This is a genomic window from Streptomyces sp. NPDC057682 (assembly GCF_042799575.1).
Taxonomy (GTDB): domain Bacteria; phylum Actinomycetota; class Actinomycetes; order Streptomycetales; family Streptomycetaceae; genus Streptomyces.
Genome location: NZ_JBHVIN010000018.1, coordinates 11928 through 30532 on the forward strand (window position 1 = coordinate 11928; position 18605 = coordinate 30532).

Sequence of the window (18605 nt, forward strand, 5' to 3'; positions counted from 1 at the left end):
GCGCGGGCGGCTACTTGCCGAAGGCCATCATGGTCTTCGTCTCCAGCTCTTCCTTGTCGTTGCTCGCGCTGACCCGGCCGCTGGCGATGAACGAGCGGCCGTCCGCGTAGAGCACCTTCTCGTCCCAGAACGAACTCTCGATCGAGGACGTCGACTCCGGGTGCTGGAGCAGCATCTTCGGGCTGCCGCCGGTGGGTGCCAGGGTGGCGATGCCGCCGCCCTTGCCGTAGCCGGCGTCCACGTAGAGGAGCACGTCGGCGCCCTCCATCCGCAGCGGCTTCATGGTCTGGCCGGCCGGGGCCTTCGCCTTCCACTTCGACTTGCCGGTGTTGAGGTTGAAGGCGACGACCTGGTTGGTGCGGCCGGAACCGCTGGTGTCGTCCTGGGTGGCCATGTAGAAGGTGTTGGCGTCGGCGGCGACGCCGGTGCAGCCGTCGAGGCGCTGGCCGAAGATGGTGAAGGCGCCACCGCAGTCGGGGGCGAACTTGTCGCCCTTGTCGCCGATCAGCTGCGAGCGGAGCGTGCCGTTCTCGCGCAGGGCGACGATGCTCCACTTCTTGCTGTCGCCGCTGCCCTTGGTCAGCGACACGATGAGCGGGCTGTTCGAGTAGACCTTGTCGACCTCCCAGCCGCGGGCGGGCTTGTACGTCCACAGCGGCTTGCCGGTGGCGGGGTCGACGCGCTCGATCGCGTGCTGCGGGTTGTCGGCGTCGTCGGTGCGGCAGCTGGTCGCGGCGATCAGCCGGGCGCCGCCCGCGAAGGCGAAGGGCTGGCAGGTGCCGCTGCGCTTGCCGAACAGCTCCTTGCCGTCGCTGATCCGGTAGGCGTTGGAGGCGCCGGTGCGGCCGGCCGTCACGGTGTCGCCGGTGATGGCCATGGAGAGGTCCGACATCATGTCGAACAGGCCGCTCTTCTTGACCTCCTTCTTCCACCCCGCCTTCCCGGTGGTGAGGTCGATCTGCTGGAGCGTCGAGCAGTCGGCCTTGGAGGTGGTGCCGTTCTTGATCGCGATGACGATCTTGCCGGCGGTGGTGGTCTGCTGGGGCGCGGAGCAGATGTCGGCCGGCAGCTTGAGCTTCCACTTCTCCTTGCCGTCGGAGACGGCGTAGCCGGAGACCGTGCGGTACATGCCCTTGACGACGGTGTCGCCGACGATCCACGGGCCGTACACGTCCGCGCCGTTGCGCGGCAGGTCGACGTCGTTCTTCTGGAGCCAGAGGACCTTCGCCTCACCGGACTTGCGTCCGGCGTTCAGGTCGTCGTCGCCGTCGCGGCCGGTGCCGTCGCCGTCGCCCTCGTCCACGCTCGGCGAGGCGGACGGCCCGGCCGGCCGGCTGCTGCCCCCGGCGACGGGCTTCTTGTCGTCGCTGTCGTCGTTGCCGGTCAGCAGGAACACCCCGCCGCCGATCACCACGAGCGCGGCGACCGCCGCGCCGATGATCACCGCGGGCTTCCCCTTGAAGGGGCCGCGTCCGCCGGGGACCTCGGGGACCGGGGCCGTGGGGTACTGCTGCTGCGGATAGCCGTAGCCGCCCTGCGGCTGGCCGTAGGGGCCGGGCTGCGGGGGCTGGCCGTACGGGCCGGGCTGCTGCGCGTACGGACCGGGCTGCTGCGGCTGGCCGTACGGTCCCGGCTGCTGGGGCTGGCCGTACGGGCCGGGCTGCTGCGCGTACGGTCCCGGCTGCTGCGGCTGGCCGTAGGGGCCGGGCTGCTGGGGGTAGCCGTAACCGGGCTGGTCGGCCGGAGCCTGCGGCGGGGCAGGCGGCGGCGTCTGCGGCGGGCCCTGGGGCGGCTGGGGGACCCCCTGCGGCGGCTCCTGCGGAGCGCCGAAGCCTCCCTGCGGCGGTTGCTGGCTGGGCGGCTGGGTCATCAGCGCGTCCCCCTTCGTGCGGTCCGGTGCCCGGTCCGGACTCCCCCGCGATCCCACCGCGGTCCCGGGGGCCGGCCAAGACCCCCTGAATCACTGGCGAAATGGAGCGAATCGGGCATGGATCCCGCAGTGTCACGACAGTCGAGCGGGGCTTCTTTCTACCACCCGCCCGACCACGCGTTCCGGCTCGGTCCACCCCTGTTCCCAAGGGAGAACCGGGCCGTGATGCCCTCGTTACGCCTAAATCGCCGTCAGGCGGACCGGGCGGGGAGCGTCCTCAGGACGCCGGGGCCGACGCCTTGTGCCGGGCCACGGCCGCTTCGCCCAGCGCGACCATCGCGTCGGTGAGGCGGTCCATCTGGGAGGCGACGGTGTACTCCGCCTCGGCCATGGCGGAGACGAAGGAGCCGTCGAAGGCCGCGATCGCGAAGACGGACAGCTCCTCGCCGACCGCCCGCGCGATCTCGGGGCCCTCGTCCGCGAAGGCCGACGCGACCATCTCGCTCATATAGGCGCGGCCCTCGGCGCGCACGCTGCGGTTCGTCGCCAGGACCTCCTCGTCGGCGGCCTCGTCGCTCATGACGAGCCGGACGTGGAGCCTGAGGAAGTCCGGCTTGGCGGTGAAGACCTCCGCCGTCCGGTCCATGAACCACGCCATCCGCTCGTGGTGCGTGCCCCCCTCGGGCGGCTGTGCGTGGGCCTCGCGCATCGCGCCGAAGTAGTCGCGGGCGCCCCGCTCCATCACGGCGGCGAGCAGTCCGCCCTTGGAGTGGAAGTGGTGGTAGATCGCGCTGCGCGGCATGCCGGTCTCGGCCGTGATCGCCGTGATCGTGGCCGCCGCGTATCCCCGTACGGCCATGACCCGGGCCGCCGCGTCGAGGATCTCCTCCTTGGAGCGTCGCCCGCGCTCGTTCCCGTTGGGGGCCTTCGATCCGCGTCTCACCCGCCGATCATACGGGCCGGCCTCCGGCCGGTCACACAGAGCGAAGAGTTGGCCGAACCCTTGACGCGCCCCCTTCCGCATGTGAACGTACGGATTATTGGACTGAACGATCGGTTCAATAATGCTTCTCCGGGCGCCTTCCGCGCGGTCCGGAGCCTTCTTCTCCATGCCCCGGGGCCCCTACCGCTCCCGGGCACCCACTCCCCCGCCTCTGTTCGTCCGAGGGGTGACCCCCACCCTCTCGGCCTCGGAAGGAGACCACTCATGACCGCAGTGAAAGAGCTGGCCTACGTCGTGTACGAGGTCAGCGACCTCGCCGACTGGGAGCACTTCGGCGTGACGCTGCTCGGCATGCAGCTGGGCCGGAAGACCGACGACGGCTTCACCCTGCGCACCGACGAGAAGGCGCACCGCTGGATCATCACCGAGGGACCCGCCGACGACCTGGCGGTCAGCGGCTACGAGGTCGAGTCCCCGGAGGCGCTCGACCGGCTCGTCGCCGAGCTGACGGCCGCCGGCACCGAGGTCACCGAGGGCGGCACCGAGCTGGCCGCCGCGCGCCGCGTCGACCGCCTGGTCCAGGTCACCGACCCCATGGGCAACCGCATCGAGCTGGTCACCGGCCTCGCCGACGCGGAGACCCCGTTCCACTCCGACACCCTGCTGGGCGGCTTCGTCACCGGCAGCGGCGGCGCCGGGCACCACGTACTGCTCTCCAAGGGGGTGCCGCGCGAGGAGTACATGGCCTTCTACGAGGGCCTGCTCGGCTTCCGGGTCAGCGACATCATCATCGAGGAGCTGGCCCCGGGCGTCTTCGCGGACCTGATCTTCCTGCACTGCAACCCGCGCCACCACAGCGTCGCCTTCGGCGACATGCCGCACGCCAAGAAGACCCACCACTTCATGCTCGAAGTCACGGACATCCGCGACGTGGGCATGGCCTACGACCGCTGCATGGACGCCGAGCAGCCCTTCGAGATGACGCTCGGCATGCACCCCAACGACCACATGTTCAGCTTCTACGTCCGTACGCCGTCCGGTTTCAGCATCGAGTACGGCTGGGGCGGGCTGCTCATCGACGACGCGACCTGGCAGGTGCGGACCCTCGACCGGCTGCACAGCTGGGGACACCGCTCGCCCGAGGCCGTGCACGAGCTGCTCGGCCGCGCCCCCTTCACCAACCACGCCCCCGGAGGCGATCACTGATGGCCCTGAACCCCGACGAGATCTCGCGGTACGTCGAGACCAAGGACTGGCGGATCCACTACAACGAGGCCGGCGAGGGCCACCCCGTCGTCCTGCTGCACGGCGGCGGCCCCGGCGCCACCGGCTGGAGCAACTACTCGCCCAACATCGAGGCCCTGTCGAAGCACTTCCGGGTCATCGCCCCCGACATGCCCGGCTGGGGCGACTCGGACGCGGTGGACTTCAGCACCCTGGACCATGTGGAGGCGGCCTGCCAGCTGCTGGACGTCCTGGGCATCGAGAAGGCCGCGTTCGTCGGCAACTCGATGGGCGGCCACACCTCGCTGCGGCTCGCCCTCGAACGGCCCGAGCGCGTCTCCCACCTCGTCACCATGGGCGCCCCGCTCCAGATGAAGCCGTTCCTCTTCGGCGCCGGCGGCGGCCCCACCGAGGGCCTGAAGATCATGTACGACACGTACACCAACGCGACCCCCGAGGGCATGCGCCGCCTCGTCGAGATCATGGTCTACGACACGGCCCGCTTCGCCACCCCCGAGCTGTGCGAGCAGCGTTCGCGGGCCGCGCTCAAGCGCCCCGAGCACCTGGCGAACATCGCCGCGGTGGCGCCGAAGGCCCCGATCCCGATCTGGATCGACCCGAGCCGCGTCTCCGGGATCACCGCGCCGTCCCTCCTGGTCCACGGCCGTGACGACCGGGTCGTCTCCTTCGAGTCGACGCTCTTCCTCGCGGCGAACATCCCCGACTCGCGCGCGCACCTGATCAACCGCTGCGGCCACTGGGCCCAGTTGGAGCACGCCGACGAGTTCAACCGCCTGGTGACGGACTTCGTCACCCACCACTGACCCCTCCCGCCGCCGGGTTCCCCCGGCCCGGCGGCGGCCCCCCGCATGTCCCTTGCCCCAGGAGTCTCAACGATGAGCACTGCCAAGACGGTCGAGACCGACGTCCTCATCTCCGGTGCCGGTCCGGCCGGAGCCGCGGCCGGAGCCCTCCTCGCCACCTACGGTGTCCGCGCGATCGTGCTGAACAAGTACGGTTCGGTCGCCAACACCCCGCGCGCCCACATCACCAACCAGCGCACCATGGAGGTGCTGCGCGACCTCGGCGTCGAGGACGAGGCCAAGCGCGTCTCCACCCCCCAGCACCTGATGGGCGAACACGTGTGGGCCACCACCCTCACCGGCCCGGAACTGGGGCGGCTGCGGACCTGGTACACCCATCCGCTGTTCAAGGCCGAGCACGACCTGGCCAGCCCGACCACCGTGTGCGACCTGCCGCAGGACCGCATGGAGCCCCTGCTCCTCAACGCCGCCACGCACCGCGGCACCACCCACCGGGTCAACACCGAACTGCTCTCCTTCACCCAGGACGACGACGGCGTCACCTCGACCGTCCGCGACCGGGTGACCGGCGAGGAGTACGAGATCCGCTCCCGGTACCTGATCGGCGCCGACGGCGGGAACTCCCGGATCATGTCCCAGCTCGGCATCCCGCTGGAGGGCGAGATGGGGCTCGGCGGCTCCATCAACATCGTCTTCGAGGCGGACCTGTCGCACCTGGTCGCACACCGGCCCGGCGACATGTACTGGTTCATCCAGCCCGGCATCGGCCACGACGGCAACGGCATCGGTGTGCTGCGCGTGGTGCGCCCCTGGAACAAGTGGATCGCCGTCTGGGGCTACGACGTGGAGCAGGGCGCCCCCGAGCTGACCCACGAGTTCGGCGAGGCCATCGCCCACCAGCTCATCGGCGACGACACCGTCCCCGTGAAGGTCGAGTCGGTCTCCACCTGGGCGGTCAACCACGTCTACGCCACCGACAACCAGGAGGGCCGGGTCTTCTGCGTCGGCGACGCCGTCCACCGGCACTCCCCGATGAACGGACTGGGGTCCAACACCTCCATCCAGGACTCCTTCAACCTGTGCTGGAAGCTCGCCCTGGTCCTGCGCGGCCAGGCCGGCCCCGGCCTGCTGGAGACCTACCGCGACGAACGGCTGCCCGTGGCCCGGCAGATCGTGGAGCGGGCCACCGCCAGCAACGCCCTGATGCCGCCGCTGTTCCAGGCCCTGCACCTGCCGCCCGCCGCGGGCAAGGAGCAGCTGGACGCCGCGCTCGACACCCTGCGGGCGCCCACCGCCGAGGGCGCCGGACGCCGGGCCGCCTTCGACACGGCCGTGCGCGACACCCTGCTCTGCTTCAACACCCACGGGGTGGAGACCAACCAGAACTACACCTCCGGTGCGCTGGTCCCCGACGGCGAGGCACCGGTGGCGCCGCGGGACGAGGAGATCCACTACTTCCCGACCACCTATCCCGGACGCCACCTCCCGCACGCCTGGCTGCTCGACGGCCAGCGCAAGGTCCCCGTCATCGACCTCTGCGGCCACGGCCGGTTCACCCTGCTCACCGGGGTGCTCGGCGCGGACTGGCGCGAGGCCGCCGCGAAGGCCGCCGCCGCGACCGGGGTGGAGATCGACGTGGTCTCCATCGGCCACGGCTGCGACTACGAGGACCGGTACGGCGACTGGGCCGGGGTGTCCGGTCTGGCGGAGGACGGCGCGCTGCTGGTCCGGCCCGACCACATCGTGGGCTGGCGCTCGGCCGGCCGGGGCGAGGACCCGGCCGGTGCGCTGCTGGACGCCCTGCGGTCGGTCCTGCGGACCGGCTGAGGCCGAAGCCGCCGGGCGCGGAGCAGTCGTCCACCTCCGGACACCGTCTCCGCGCCCGGCCCGGCCGCGCACCTTCGTGCCGTACCCCGTCGCGCGTACCGCACGGCACCCCCACAGAACCAAGGAGCACCTGATGCGCATCGCAGTCGCGGGGGGCGGCCCCGGCGGGCTGTTCCTCGCCACGCTGGTCCGGCAGGCGGACCCGTCGGCCGAGGTCACCGTCTTCGAACGCAACCGCGCCGACGACACCTTCGGCTTCGGCGTCGTCTTCTCCGACCGCACCCTCGCCGCGATCCACGAGGCCGACCCGGTGCTGCGCCGGGCGCTGACCGACCACGGCCGGCACTGGGACGAGATCGAGGTCCGGCTCAAGGGCGAACGGATCCGCTGCGGCGGCAACGGCATGGCCGCCGTCGCCCGGCGCACCCTGCTGCTGCTGATGCAGGACCGGGCCCGGGACGTCGGTGTCGACCTGCGCTTCTCCACCGAGGTCACGCTCGACGACCTGACCGGCTACGACCTGGTCGTGGCGGCCGACGGCACCGGCTCGAGGATCCGCGAGCAGCTGGAGGCCGAGCGGGGCGCGGACCTGGGGACCGAGGTGGAGACCGCCGCCGCCAAGTTCATCTGGTTCGGCACCGACCACCTCTTCGACGGCCTCACCTTCATCCACGAACGCGGCCCGGACGGCGTGTTCGCGGTGCACGGCTACCCGGTCTCCGACACCGTGTCGACCTTCATCGTCGAGACGGACGAGGCCTCCTGGCGGCGCGCCGGGCTCGACGCCTTCGACGTGACCCAGCCCCCGGGCCCCAGCGACCTGCGGTCCAAGGAGTACCTGGAGAAGCTGTTCGCCGACCACATCGGCGGCGGGAAGCTGCTGACCAACAACTCCCGGTGGGGCAACTTCCGCACCCGGCGCACCCGGCGCTGGCACACCACGTCCCCCCGGCCCGTGGTCCTGCTCGGCGACGCCGTGCACACCGCGCACTTCTCGGTGGGCTCCGGCACGAAGATGGCCATGGAGGACGCCGTCGCGCTCGCCGCGGCACTCTCCGCCCACCCGGGCGATCTGCCGGCCGCCCTGTCCGCGTACGAGGAGGCGGCGCAGCCCTCGGTCCGCCGCATCCAGGACTCGGCGCGGCCCAGCCTCTCCTGGTGGGAGCACTTCGGCCGCTACCACGACACGTTCGAACCGTGGCAGTTCGCCTACCACTTCCTCACCCGCAGCATCTCCGACGCCCGGCTCGCCCGCCGCGCCCCGGAGTTCGTGGCGGGCGGGCACCTCGGGTGGACGCGCGCGCACGGCGCCGAGCCCCTGGAGACCCCGTTCCACGGCTCCGGCTGGCAGGCACCGGGCCGGCTGGTGGACATCGTGCGCAGCGCGGACGGCACCCCGACCGCCGTACGCGGCGTGGGTGAACTCTCCCTGTCCGCCGAGCCGGTGCCCGGCCCGTGGGGCGCCCTGCTCACCGCGCCCGACTCGGAGGCCGGGCTGCCCGGTGTCCTCGCCCGGCTCGCCGCGCTGGCCGGGTCCGGGGCCGGTGGACCGGTCCTGGTCGCGGTGCACGGCGGCACCCCGCTGACCCGGGTCCTGGTCTGCGAGCAGGCCCGGATGGCGGAGGGTCTTCCCGCGCTCCTGATCGACCCGGAGCCCGACCGCGACCGGGCGCTGACCACGGTGCTCTCCGGCCGCGCCGACCTCGTGGGGGTGCCCGGATGACCGGCGCACCCGCCTCCGCCCGGGGGCTCGGCGCCCTCTTCGCGCCGCGCGGGATCGCGGTCGTGGGCGCCTCGCGCAAGCCCGGCAAGCTGGGTGCCGCGATGGCCCGTTCGCTGGAGGGGTTCGCGGCGCGCGGCGGACGTCTGGCCCTGGTCAACGACCGTGACACGGGCATGTACGGCTCGGTGCGCGCGGCGGCCCAGGACGGGCCGGTGGACCTGGCGATGATCTGCGTACCCGCGCCGGCCTGCCCGGACGTGCTGGCCGACGCGGCCGCCGCCGGGGCCGGTGCCGCGGTGATCTGCGGCGGCGGCTTCGCCGAGGCGGGCGGCCCCGGTGTCGCGTACCAGCGACGGCTGGCCGAGACCGTCGCGGCCACCGGCATCCGGCTGCTGGGCCCGAACACCAGCGGCTTCCTCGCCCCGCACACCGGGCTGACCGCCAGCTTCGTCCCGGGCGTGGCCCGGGTCCGGGCGGGCCGGGTCGCGGTGGTCGCGGCCAGCGGCGGCGTCAACCACGCCCTGGCGTTCCTGCTGGCCGAGGCGGGCCACGGCGTCAGCCTGGCCGTGGGGCTCGGCAACGGGGTGGACATCACCGCCCCGGACGTCCTGGACCACCTGGCCGACGACCCGCACACCGGGGCCGTCGCCCTCCATGTGGAGTCCGTCGCCGACGGCCCCCGGCTGGCCGCCGCCGTGCGCCGGCTCGCGGCCCGCCGTCCGGTGGTCGCCCTGGTCGTCGGCGAGCACGACGTCAGTGCCTTCGCCGCCTCGCACACCGGGGCGCTCGCCACGTCCTGGCGCACCACACGGGCCGCGCTGGCCCAGGCCGGCGCCGTGGTCGTCTCCGACGCGCGGGAACTGGTCGACGCGGTGGGCGCGCTCTCCGTCACCCGGGCCCGGCCCGCCGCCGATCCCGGTGTCGGTGTGGTGACCGCGCAGGCCGGTCCGGGGCTGCTGCTCCTGGACGACCTGCGGGGCCGCCGCGCCCGGGTCCCGGAGCTGGACGGGGCGACCACCGCGGCCCTGGCCACGCTGCTGCCGCCGCTGACGTATCAGCTCAACCCCGTCGACACCGGCCGCCCCGGGCCCGAGCTCGGCCGGGTGCTCGGTGCGGTCGCCGCCGACCCTGGCGTCGACGCCGTCGCGGCCTACGCCCTGCACGAACCCGACGCCGTGGACCTGGTGGCGGCCGCCCGCGAGGGCGCCGTACCGGGGGTCCCGCTGGTGGTCGGGCTCGGCGGGAGCGGCGAGGAGGTGGCCGGGGCCCGGCGCTCCCTGCTGGACGCGGGGATCGCCGTGGCGGCCGATCCGCACGGGGTGGCCGCCGCGACGGCCGCCCTGCTGGCCGACGCCCGCGCCCGCCACTCCGCCGGCACGGACGCCCGTACGGACACGCCGGCGGGTGGCGCCCCCGGACTCGTCGTCGAGGCGGGTGCCGCCTTCGACGAGGACGAGGCGAAGGGGATCCTCGACCGCCTCGGGGTGACGACGACGGCCCGCCGGGTCTGCGCGGACCGGGCCGGGGCCCATGCCGCGCTGGCCGCGCTGGGCGGTCCGGTGGCGGTCAAGCTGCTGGACGCCGCCGTCCTGCACAAGACCGAGATCGGCGGCGTGCACCTGGGTGTCGGCTCCCCGGCCGCCCTCGACGCGGCCCTGGACCGGCTGGAGGAGGCGGGTGCCCGCCGCTTCCTCGTGGAGTCGATGGCACCCCCCGGGGTCGATCTCGTCCTCGGGGCGCGCCGCGATCCGGTCTTCGGTCCGGTCGTGCTGCTCGGACTGGGCGGTACGACGGCCGAGGCCCTGGCCGACGTCACCGTCCGCACGGCGCCGCTCGCACCGGCGGTGGCCGAGGCCATGCCGGCGGATCTGGCCGGACGGGCGCTGCTCGACGGCTGGCGGGGCGGCCCGGTCCTGGACCCCCGGGAGCTGGGCCGGATCGCCGCCGCCCTCGGTGACCTGCTGGTCGCCCACCCCGGCCTCGAAGAGATCGAGGTCAACCCCCTGCGCCTGACCCACGGGGGTCTGGTCGCACTCGACGCCGTCGTCATCACCAGGGAGGCCGACCATGCCCACCCCCATCGCTGAGCACACCGTGCCCTGGCCCGCGGCCGAGGCCGCGCGCTATGCCGCCGAGGGCTACTGGGCGGGCGTCCCGCTCGGCACCCTGCTGCGCGAGGCGGCCGACCGGGCGCCCGGCGCCCCGGCCCTCACCGACCCGGTGGCCCTGGGCGGCGCCGGACTCCGCCTGACCCGCGCCGAGCTGGCCGACCGGGCCGACGCCGCCGCCGTACGCCTGCTGGACCTGGGCATCGAGGCCGGTGACCGGATCGTCGTCCAGCTCGGCAACGGCTGGGAGTTCGTCGTCCTGACCCTGGCCTGTCTGCGCGCGGGCATCGTGCCCGTGATGGCGCTGCCCGCGCACCGCCGTGCCGAACTGCGCTATCTGGCCGTGCACGCGGAGGCCGTGGCGATCGCGCTGCCGGACCGGATGCGGGACTTCGACCACCAGGCGCTCGGCCACGAGCTGGCGGACGAGGTCCGGGCCGCGACCGGTGCCGGCTGGCGGGTGCTGGTCGCGGGCGACGCGATCGCTCCCGGCAGCGTCGATCTGCGGGCCCTGTGCGCGCCGCCCGCCGATCCGGCGGCGGTCCGCGCCCTGCTGGACGCCCGCGCCCCGCGGTCGCGGGACGTGGCACTGTTCCTGCTGTCCGGCGGGACGACGGGGCTGCCCAAGCTCATCGCCCGTACGCACGACGACTACGCCTACAACGCGCGGGTCAGCGCGGAGGCCGCCGCGCTCGGCGAGGAGAGCGTCTACCTCGTCAGCCTGCCCGCCGGGCACAACTTCCCGCTGGCCTGCCCCGGCATCCTCGGCACCCTGCTGAGCGGCGGCCGGGTCGTCACGCTGCCGTCCCCGGAGCCGGTGCGGGCCTTCGCGACCGTCGCGGCCGAGGGCGTCACGCACACCGCGGTCGTCCCGGCCGTCGCCGGGCGCTGGCTGGAGCACGCCGCCGAGCACGGTGCCGGGCAGCTGGCGAGCCTGCGGGTCCTGCAGGCGGGCGGCGCCCGGCTCGCGGACGAGCTGGCCCGCAAGGTCGGCCCGGTCCTGACGGCCACGCTCCAGCAGGTGTTCGGCATGGCGGAGGGGCTGCTGAACGTCACCCGGCTCGACGACCCCGAGGACGTCGTGTGCACCACGCAGGGGCGGCCCGTCTGCCCCGCCGACGAGGTGCGGCTGGTCGACGAGTGGGACCGGGACGTCCCCGAGGGCGAGCCGGGCTCGCTCCTCACCCGCGGCCCGTACACCCCGCGCGGCTACTACCGGGCGGCCGAGCAGAACGCCCGCGCCTTCACGGAGGACGGCTGGTACCGCTCCGGCGACATCTGCCGCCGCACCCCGGAGGGCAACCTCGTCGTGGAGGGCCGCGACAAGGACATGATCAACCGGGGCGGCGAGAAGATCTCCGCCGAGGAGGTCGAGAACCTCGTCTACCAGCTGCCGGCCGTCAGCCAGGTCGCGGCCGTCGCGATGCCCGACCGCGACCTCGGCGAACGGGTCTGCCTGTACGTCGTGGCGCGCCCCGGCACGACGGTCACCCTGTACGAGGCGCGCGGGGTGATGGAGGCGACCGGGGTGGCCCGGTTCAAGCTGCCCGAGCGTCTGGTGCTGGTCGAGGCGCTGCCGCTGACCAAGGTGGGCAAGATCGACAAGAAGGCGCTGCGCGCGGACGTCGCCGCCCTCCTGGAGGCGGGATCCGTCTGAACCACCGCAGGACGGACCACCGCCGGACGGCCGTGACCGGGACCCGCCCCGGTCACGGCCCGAAGGCGACCATGGACCGGGTCTCGATCTCGTCCCCGTCGTGGATCCCGGTGACCCGGGTCTGCATGAGGAGGGTGCGGCCGCCGGCGTAGACGACCCTGGGGTCGTAGAAGCCGCGCTCCATGGACGCCCCGGACACGGGGTGGCGCTGGACCAGGAGCGGGGTGCCGCCGGTGGACGGCAGGGTGGCGACGGCACCGCCCTTGCCCTTGGCGGGTGCGGCGTACATCAGCAGCTTCCCGCCCTCGGTGCGCAGCGGCGTGAGGGGCTGTCCCACCGGGGAGTCGGCGGTCCAGCGGGGTTTGCCGGTGGCCAGGTCGAAGGCGACGACCTTGTTGCGGGGCTCCTCGTCCTTGGCCGGGACGACCTTGGTGGAGAGGTAGACGGTTCCCGCGTCGGCGGCGACGCCCACGCAGTTGTCGAGGTTCTTGCCGAGGGTCATCAGCTCGTCGTCGCACTTGGGGCCGTAGTCGCCGGGCCCGCCGGAGAGCTGGGAGCGGTAGGTGCCGTCGGCGTTGAGCACGGCGATGGCCCATTTCTCGGGCCGGCGCAGCGAGATGACGGGCGGATCGGCCGAGTAGATCCGGTCGACCTGCCAGCCCTTCTTGACCTTGTACGTCCACAGGACCTTGCCGGTGGCGGGGTCGATCCGCTGCACCTGCTGTTCCTTGTGGTCGTCGGCGGCGGTCTGGCAGCTGGTCGCGGCGATCGCGACGGGGCCGCTGGCGAAGCCGTAGGGCTGGCAGTTGCCCGGGAGCTTGCCGAACAGGACCTTGCCGTCGCTGACCCGGTAGGCGTCGGTGCGGCTGGTGCGGCCGACGGTGACGGTGGAGCCGTTGATGGACATGGCCACGTCGGAGAGCCCGTCCCACAGCCCCTTGCGGACGAAGGCCTTGCGCCAGCCGGCCTTGCCGGTGGTGAGGTCGACCATCTGGACGTTGTCGCAGGACGCGCCGGACCCGGTGCTGCCGTTGATGGCGAAGACGATCTTGCCGTCGGCGGTGGCCTGCGAGGGGGCCGCGCACACCGTGGTCGGCATCCGAAGGCTCCACTTGAGCGAGCCGTCGCTGAGCGCGTACGCGGAGACCGTGCGGTACATGGCCTTGACGACGGTGTCGCCGACGATCCACGGGCCGAAGACGTCGGAGCCGTTGCGCGGCAGGTCGACGCCGCCCTTCTGGAGCCAGAGGACCTTCGACTCCCCGGACGTGACCTTCGCGTTGATGGCGGCGGCCTCGGCCTCGGGGCTGATCACGGGCTCGCCCTTGGACCCGCCGGTCGGCGAGGCGGTGGGCGCGGGGGCGGGCGGTGCCGAACTGTGGCCGCCCGCCTCGGGCTTCGGGTCGTCGCCGTCCGGGCCGGTGGCCAGCCAGATGCCGCCGCCGGCCAGGAGCACCACCGCGAGCACGGCGCCGATGACCACCCCGGTCCGGCCGCGGAACCGCCCGCCGCCCGGACCGCCGTCCGGGGGCGCGGCCGGCGGCTGCGCGGGCTGGGTCGGGGGCTGCTGCGGGGGCGGGTAGCCGTAGCCCTGCGGCTGCTGCTGCCCGTAGGGGCCGGGCTGCTGGTACGGGCCGGGCTGCCGGTACGGGTCCTGCTGACCGTACGGTCCCGGACTCCCGTACGGGCCGGGGCTGTTGTACGGGACTGCGGGCTGCTGCGGACCGGCGGGGGGCGGGTAGCCCCCGGGCTGCGGGTCGTATGGAGCTCCGAACCCGCCCTGCGGCGGCTGCTGTCCGGGCGGCTGACTCATCGACCCGTCCCCCTGTTCGATCGGTACCACGGCGTTCGGGCAGGTTTCTTTCTACCACCCACCCCATGAACCACTGCCGTCACACCTGTCACCGTGCGCGACGGCGTCCGCCCGCCGGCGGAAGGGCGTACCGAACGCTCAGGCGTCCTCGGCCAGTTCGAGCCAGCGCATCTCCAGCTCCTCGCGCTCCGCGACCAGTTCGCGCAGTTCGGCGTCGAGGGTGGCGACCTTCTCGAAGTCCGTGGCGTGGTCGGCGATCTGCGTGTGCAGGGCCGCCTCACGGGTGGAGATCTTGTCGAGCTGCCGCTCCACCTTCTGGAGTTCCTTCTTGGCAGCGCGGGCCGCCTGCGCCGAGACGGCCGGGGCGGCGGCGGCCGGGGCGGCCTGCGCCGGGGCCGCGGGCGCGGCGGTCTCCGCCTGCCGCTGCCTGCGCTCCAGGTACTCGTCGATACCGCGCGGCAGCATCCGCATCGTCCGGTCGCCGAGCAGCGCCATGACCCGGTCCGTGGTGCGCTCGATGAAGAACCGGTCGTGGGAGATCACGATCATGGAGCCGGGCCAGCCGTCGAGCAGGTCCTCCAGCTGGGTCAGGGTCTCGATGTCGAGGTCGTTGGTGGGCTCGTCGAGGAAGAGGACGTTCGGCTCGTCCATCAGCAGCCGCAGGATCTGGAGCCGGCGCCGCTCACCGCCGGAGAGGTCGCCGACCGGGGTCCACTGCTTCTCCTTGGTGAAGCCGAACTGCTCGCAGAGCTGGCCCGCGGTCATCTCCCGGCCCTTGCCGAGGTCCACGCGGTCGCGCACCTGCTGCACGGCCTCCAGCACCCGCAGCTCCGGGTTCAGCTCGTGGACCTCCTGGGAGAGGTAGGCGAGCTTCACGGTCTTGCCGACGACGATCTTCCCGGCGGCGGGCTGCTCGTCGCCCTGGCTGCGGGCCGCCGCGGCCAGCGCCCGCAGCAGCGAGGTCTTGCCCGCCCCGTTGACCCCGACCAGCCCGATGCGGTCACCGGGGCCGAGCTGCCACGTGAGGTGGGTGAGCAGCGTCTTGGGGCCCGCCTGGACGGTCACGTCCTCCAGGTCGAAGACGGTCTTGCCGAGCCGGGCGTTGGCGAACTTCATCAGCTCGCTGGTGTCGCGCGGCGGCGGCACGTCGGCGATCAGCTCGTTGGCGGCCTCGATGCGGTAGCGGGGCTTGGAGGTGCGGGCGGGGGCGCCGCGCCGCAGCCAGGCCAGCTCCTTGCGCATCAGGTTCTGCCGCTTGGCCTCCTCGGTCGCGGCGATCCGCTCCCGTTCGGCGCGGGCGAAGACGTAGTCGCTGTAGCCGCCCTCGTACTCGTGGACCGCGCCGCGCTGCACGTCCCACATGCGGGTGCAGACCTGGTCGAGGAACCACCGGTCGTGGGTGACGCAGACCAGCGCGGAGCGGCGGGCGCGCAGATGGCCGGCCAGCCAGGAGATGCCCTCGACGTCGAGGTGGTTGGTCGGCTCGTCGAGGACGATCAGGTCCTGCTCGGCGATGAGGAGCTTGGCCAGGGCGATCCGGCGGCGCTCACCGCCGGAGAGCGGGGCGATGACGGTGTCCAGGCCGTGTTCGAAGCCGGGCAGGCCGAGACCGCCGAAGAGCCCGGTCAGCACATCGCGGATCTTGGCGTTTCCGGCCCACTCGTGGTCGGCGAGGTCGCCGATGACCTCGTGGCGGATCGTGGCCTGCGGGTCGAGCGAGTCGTGCTGGGTGAGCACGCCCAGGCGCAGGCCGCCGCTGTGCGTGACGCGGCCTGAGTCCGCCTCCTCCAGCCGGGCGAGCATCCGGATGAGGGTCGTCTTGCCGTCGCCGTTGCGGCCGACGACACCGATGCGGTCCCCTTCGGACACACCGAGGGACACACCGTCGAGCAGGGCACGGGTGCCGTACACCTTGCTGACCTGCTCGACATTGACGAGGTTGACGGCCACGAACGCTCCAGCTCGAAGGAAGACTCTGGCCTTCAGCGTAGTCGGCCCGGCGCCCACCTCCGTACGGGCGGCCTTCCGGCCGTGGGATACCTTGCGCGCATCGATCACCGGGCCCCGGACGGGCCCGGAACAGGCACAGGGGTGGGGACGGACATGACTGGTCGGACGGTCCGCGGGCTGGCGCCCGTGCTGCTGGCGGCGCTCGCGCTGACGGGCTGCTCGTCGGGGACGGACGACGGCGGGGGCACCGGAGCGGAGGGGAAGTCCTCCACGGCCCCGGCCACGGCCACGGCGGCCCCGGCGGCGAAGGCGGGCGGGGCGGTCGGCGCGGCCGGGTCCGGGTGCGAACTGCCGGTGGTCTTCGACCTGGCGGAGCACTGGAAGCCGAAGGCGGTGGCCCCCGTGGAGGCGGACGACCCCCTGGCCGCGCTCTCCACCCAGGGCCCGGTGCACATGGTCTGCGAGATCGACGCCAAACCGGCCGGCCACATCGGCTTTCTGCGCGTCTGGCAGGGCCGGGCGGGCGCCTCGGCCACCCCGCGCTCGGTGCTGGAGGGCTTCGTGAAGGCCGACGAGAACGCGTCGAAGGTCGCGTACCGGGAGGTGACGAGCGGGAAGACGGCCGTGACCGAGGTGACCTACACCCTCCACAGCGAGGTCATGGACGAGTCCCGCCCGGCCCGCGCCTTCGCCGTGGCCACCCCGGACGGTCCCGTCGTGGTGCATCTGGGCGGGCTGGACGCGACCGAGCACCGGGGGATGCTGCCGGCGTACGAGCTGGCCCGGGGCAGCGTGCGGCTCGGCTGAGCCGGGCCGCACGCTGCCCGGTGTCAGCGGACCGTCGCGCCCGGGGCCGGGGAGAGGGCCGTCCGGGCCGTGCGGCAGGTGCCCGAGGCGGTGAGCGCGTCTGCGACCTTGCGGGCGGAGGCCTCGTCCTCGGTGAGGAAGGCGGTGGTGGGCCCGGAGCCGGAGACCAGCGCGGCCAGCGCCCCGGCCCGGGTGCCCGCCTCCAGCGTGGCGGCCAGCGAGGGCCGCAGGGACAGCGCCGGGGCCTGGAGGTCGTTGCTCAGCGCACCGGCGAGGGCGTGCGCGTCACCGGTGCGCAGCGCGTCCAGCAGGGCCTCGGAGGCGACGGGCTCGGGCACCTCGGTGCCTGCCGTGAGCCGGTCGAACTCGCGGTAGACCGCCGGGGTGGACAGTCCGCCGTCGGCGACCGCGAAGACCCAGTGGAAGGTGCCGCCGGTCGCGACGGGCGTGAGCCGTTCGCCCCGGCCGAGGCCGAGGGCCGCGCCGCCGACCAGGCTGAACGGCACGTCGCTGCCGAGCCCTGCGCAGATCTCCAGCAGTTCCTCGCGGGAGGCGCCGGTGGCCCAGAGGGCGTCGCAGGCCAGCAGGGCCCCGGCCCCGTCGGCGCTGCCGCCCGCCATGCCGCCGGCGACGGGGATGTCCTTGGCGATGTGGAGGTGCACGTCGGGGGCGATGCCGTGCCGTTCGGCCAGGGCGATCGCGGCACGGGCGGCGAGGTTGGTGGTGTCCAGCGGGACCTGGGCGGCGTCCGGGCCGGAACAGGTGATGCGCAGCGTGTCGGCGGGGGTCGCGGTGACCTCGTCGTAGAGGCCGACGGCGAGGAAGACGTTGGCCAGGTCGTGGAAGCCGTCGGGGCGCGCGGCACCGACCGCGAGCTGGACGTTGACCTTGGCCGGTACCCGTACGGTGACGCTGTTGCTCACTCGGCACTCCCGGCGGATTCGTGGGTGGCGGGGAGGTCCCCCGCGGGCTTGTTCTCGGCAATGGCGGCGAACTCCTCGACCGTCAGCGACTCGCCGCGCGCCTGCGGCGAGATCCCGGCGGCGACGAGGGCGGCCTCGGCCCCGGCGGCGCTGCCCGCCCAGCCGGACAGGGCCGCGCGCAGCGTCTTGCGGCGCTGGGCGAAGGCGGCGTCGACGACGGCGAAGACCTCGGCCTTGCTCGCGGTGGTGGCGACGGGCTCGGCGCGGCGGACCAGCGAGACGAGCCCGGAGTCGACGTTGGGCGCGGGCCAGAAGACCTTGCGGCCGATGGACCCGGCGCGCTTGACGTCGGTGTACCAGTTGGCCTTGACCGACGGCACTCCGTAGACCTTGTTCCCGGGGCGGGCGGCGAGCCGGTCGGCGACCTCGGCCTGCACCATGACCAGGGTCCGCTCGATGCTCGGGAAGCGGTCGAGCATGGTGAGCAGGACCGGCACGGCGACGTTGTACGGCAGGTTGGCGACCAGCGCGGTGGGTGGCGGGCCGGGCAGCTCCGTGACGAGCATGGCGTCGGAGTGGACGAGCGCGAACCGGTCGGCGCGCTCCGGCATCCGGGCCGCGACGGTCGCGGGCAGGGCGGCCGCGAGCACGTCGTCGATCTCGACGGCGACGACCCGGTCGGCGGCCTCCAGGAGCGCCAGCGTCAGCGAACCGAGGCCGGGGCCGACCTCGACCACCACGTCGTCCGGGCGGACCTCCGCGGTGCGCACGATCCGGCGGACCGTGTTGGCGTCGATGACGAAGTTCTGACCGCGCTGCTTGGTGGGGCGTACGCCCAGCGTCGCGGCCAGTTCGCGGATGTCTGCGGGGCCCAGGAGGGCGTCGGGCTCTGTGGTGCTCACCCGTCAAGCCTACGGCCGGGCGGGCGGCGCGCCG

Annotated in this window: 13 protein-coding genes; 7 read left to right on the top strand and 6 right to left on the bottom strand. The window is 73.5% G+C overall.

Annotation, left to right across the window (positions count from 1 at the left end; translation table 11 throughout):
• Positions 1–10: 10 nt before the first annotated feature.
• Both ACFVDM_RS29145 and ACFVDM_RS29150 read right to left on the bottom strand, forming a co-directional pair.
• A complete protein-coding gene (locus tag ACFVDM_RS29145) occupies positions 11–1870 on the bottom strand; it encodes a PQQ-binding-like beta-propeller repeat protein (protein ID WP_383646711.1) in 1860 nt (619 codons plus the stop codon).
• Between the two features lie 277 nt (positions 1871–2147).
• Positions 2148–2813: a TetR/AcrR family transcriptional regulator gene (locus tag ACFVDM_RS29150; RefSeq protein WP_383646713.1), complete on the bottom strand. Its 666-nt coding sequence runs from the start codon at positions 2811–2813 to the stop codon at positions 2148–2150.
• Positions 2814–3077: 264 nt separating this feature from the next.
• On the opposite strand from ACFVDM_RS29150, the gene ACFVDM_RS29155 reads away from it, so the two are divergent.
• From ACFVDM_RS29155 to ACFVDM_RS29180, 6 genes are all read left to right on the top strand, one after another.
• A complete protein-coding gene (locus ACFVDM_RS29155) occupies positions 3078–4019 on the top strand; it encodes a VOC family protein (RefSeq protein WP_383646716.1) in 942 nt (313 codons plus the stop codon).
• Positions 4019–4861, top strand: coding sequence for an alpha/beta fold hydrolase (locus tag ACFVDM_RS29160; protein ID WP_383646719.1), 843 nt, complete (start codon positions 4019–4021; stop codon positions 4859–4861). Before ACFVDM_RS29155 ends, ACFVDM_RS29160 begins: the two co-directional genes overlap by 1 nt.
• Positions 4862–4933: 72 nt before the next feature.
• Positions 4934–6688: an FAD-dependent oxidoreductase gene (locus ACFVDM_RS29165; RefSeq protein ID WP_383646722.1), complete on the top strand. Its 1755-nt coding sequence runs from the start codon at positions 4934–4936 to the stop codon at positions 6686–6688.
• 133 nt (positions 6689–6821) lie between these two features.
• Positions 6822–8411 carry an FAD-dependent monooxygenase gene (locus ACFVDM_RS29170; protein ID WP_383646725.1) on the top strand — a complete coding sequence of 530 codons (1590 nt, stop codon included), beginning with the start codon at positions 6822–6824 and terminating at the stop codon, positions 8409–8411.
• Entirely contained in the window at positions 8408–10498 is a 2091-nt protein-coding gene (locus ACFVDM_RS29175; protein WP_383646729.1) for an acetate--CoA ligase family protein, read from the top strand. Before ACFVDM_RS29170 ends, ACFVDM_RS29175 begins: the two co-directional genes overlap by 4 nt.
• On the top strand, positions 10479–12176 hold the full coding sequence (locus tag ACFVDM_RS29180; protein ID WP_383646732.1) for a (2,3-dihydroxybenzoyl)adenylate synthase: 1698 nt from the start codon (positions 10479–10481) through the stop codon (positions 12174–12176). Before ACFVDM_RS29175 ends, ACFVDM_RS29180 begins: the two co-directional genes overlap by 20 nt.
• 52 nt (positions 12177–12228) lie before the next feature.
• Here the strand turns inward: ACFVDM_RS29180 and ACFVDM_RS29185 are convergent, their stop codons facing one another.
• Positions 12229–13989, bottom strand: coding sequence for a PQQ-binding-like beta-propeller repeat protein (locus tag ACFVDM_RS29185; protein ID WP_383646735.1), 1761 nt, complete (start codon positions 13987–13989; stop codon positions 12229–12231).
• A 138-nt stretch (positions 13990–14127) separates the two neighbouring features.
• The gene (locus ACFVDM_RS29190) at positions 14128–15939 is read right to left on the bottom strand and encodes an ABC-F family ATP-binding cassette domain-containing protein (RefSeq protein ID WP_383646738.1); all 1812 of its coding nucleotides are present in this window, start codon (positions 15937–15939) and stop codon (positions 14128–14130) included.
• Between the two features lie 153 nt (positions 15940–16092).
• Between ACFVDM_RS29190 and ACFVDM_RS29195 the strand changes: the two genes are divergently transcribed.
• Entirely contained in the window at positions 16093–16746 is a 654-nt protein-coding gene (locus ACFVDM_RS29195) for a lipoprotein (RefSeq protein WP_383646741.1), read from the top strand.
• Between the two features lie 23 nt (positions 16747–16769).
• Here the strand turns inward: ACFVDM_RS29195 and ACFVDM_RS29200 are convergent, their stop codons facing one another.
• Together ACFVDM_RS29200 and rsmA are read right to left on the bottom strand one after the other, a co-directional pair.
• Complete coding sequence (locus tag ACFVDM_RS29200; RefSeq protein ID WP_383646744.1) at positions 16770–17669, bottom strand: 4-(cytidine 5'-diphospho)-2-C-methyl-D-erythritol kinase; 900 nt, start codon at positions 17667–17669, stop codon at positions 16770–16772.
• Positions 17666–18571 carry a 16S rRNA (adenine(1518)-N(6)/adenine(1519)-N(6))-dimethyltransferase RsmA gene (gene rsmA / locus ACFVDM_RS29205; RefSeq protein WP_383646747.1) on the bottom strand — a complete coding sequence of 302 codons (906 nt, stop codon included), beginning with the start codon at positions 18569–18571 and terminating at the stop codon, positions 17666–17668. Before rsmA ends, ACFVDM_RS29200 begins: the two co-directional genes overlap by 4 nt.
• Between the last annotated feature and the right edge of the window lie 34 nt (positions 18572–18605).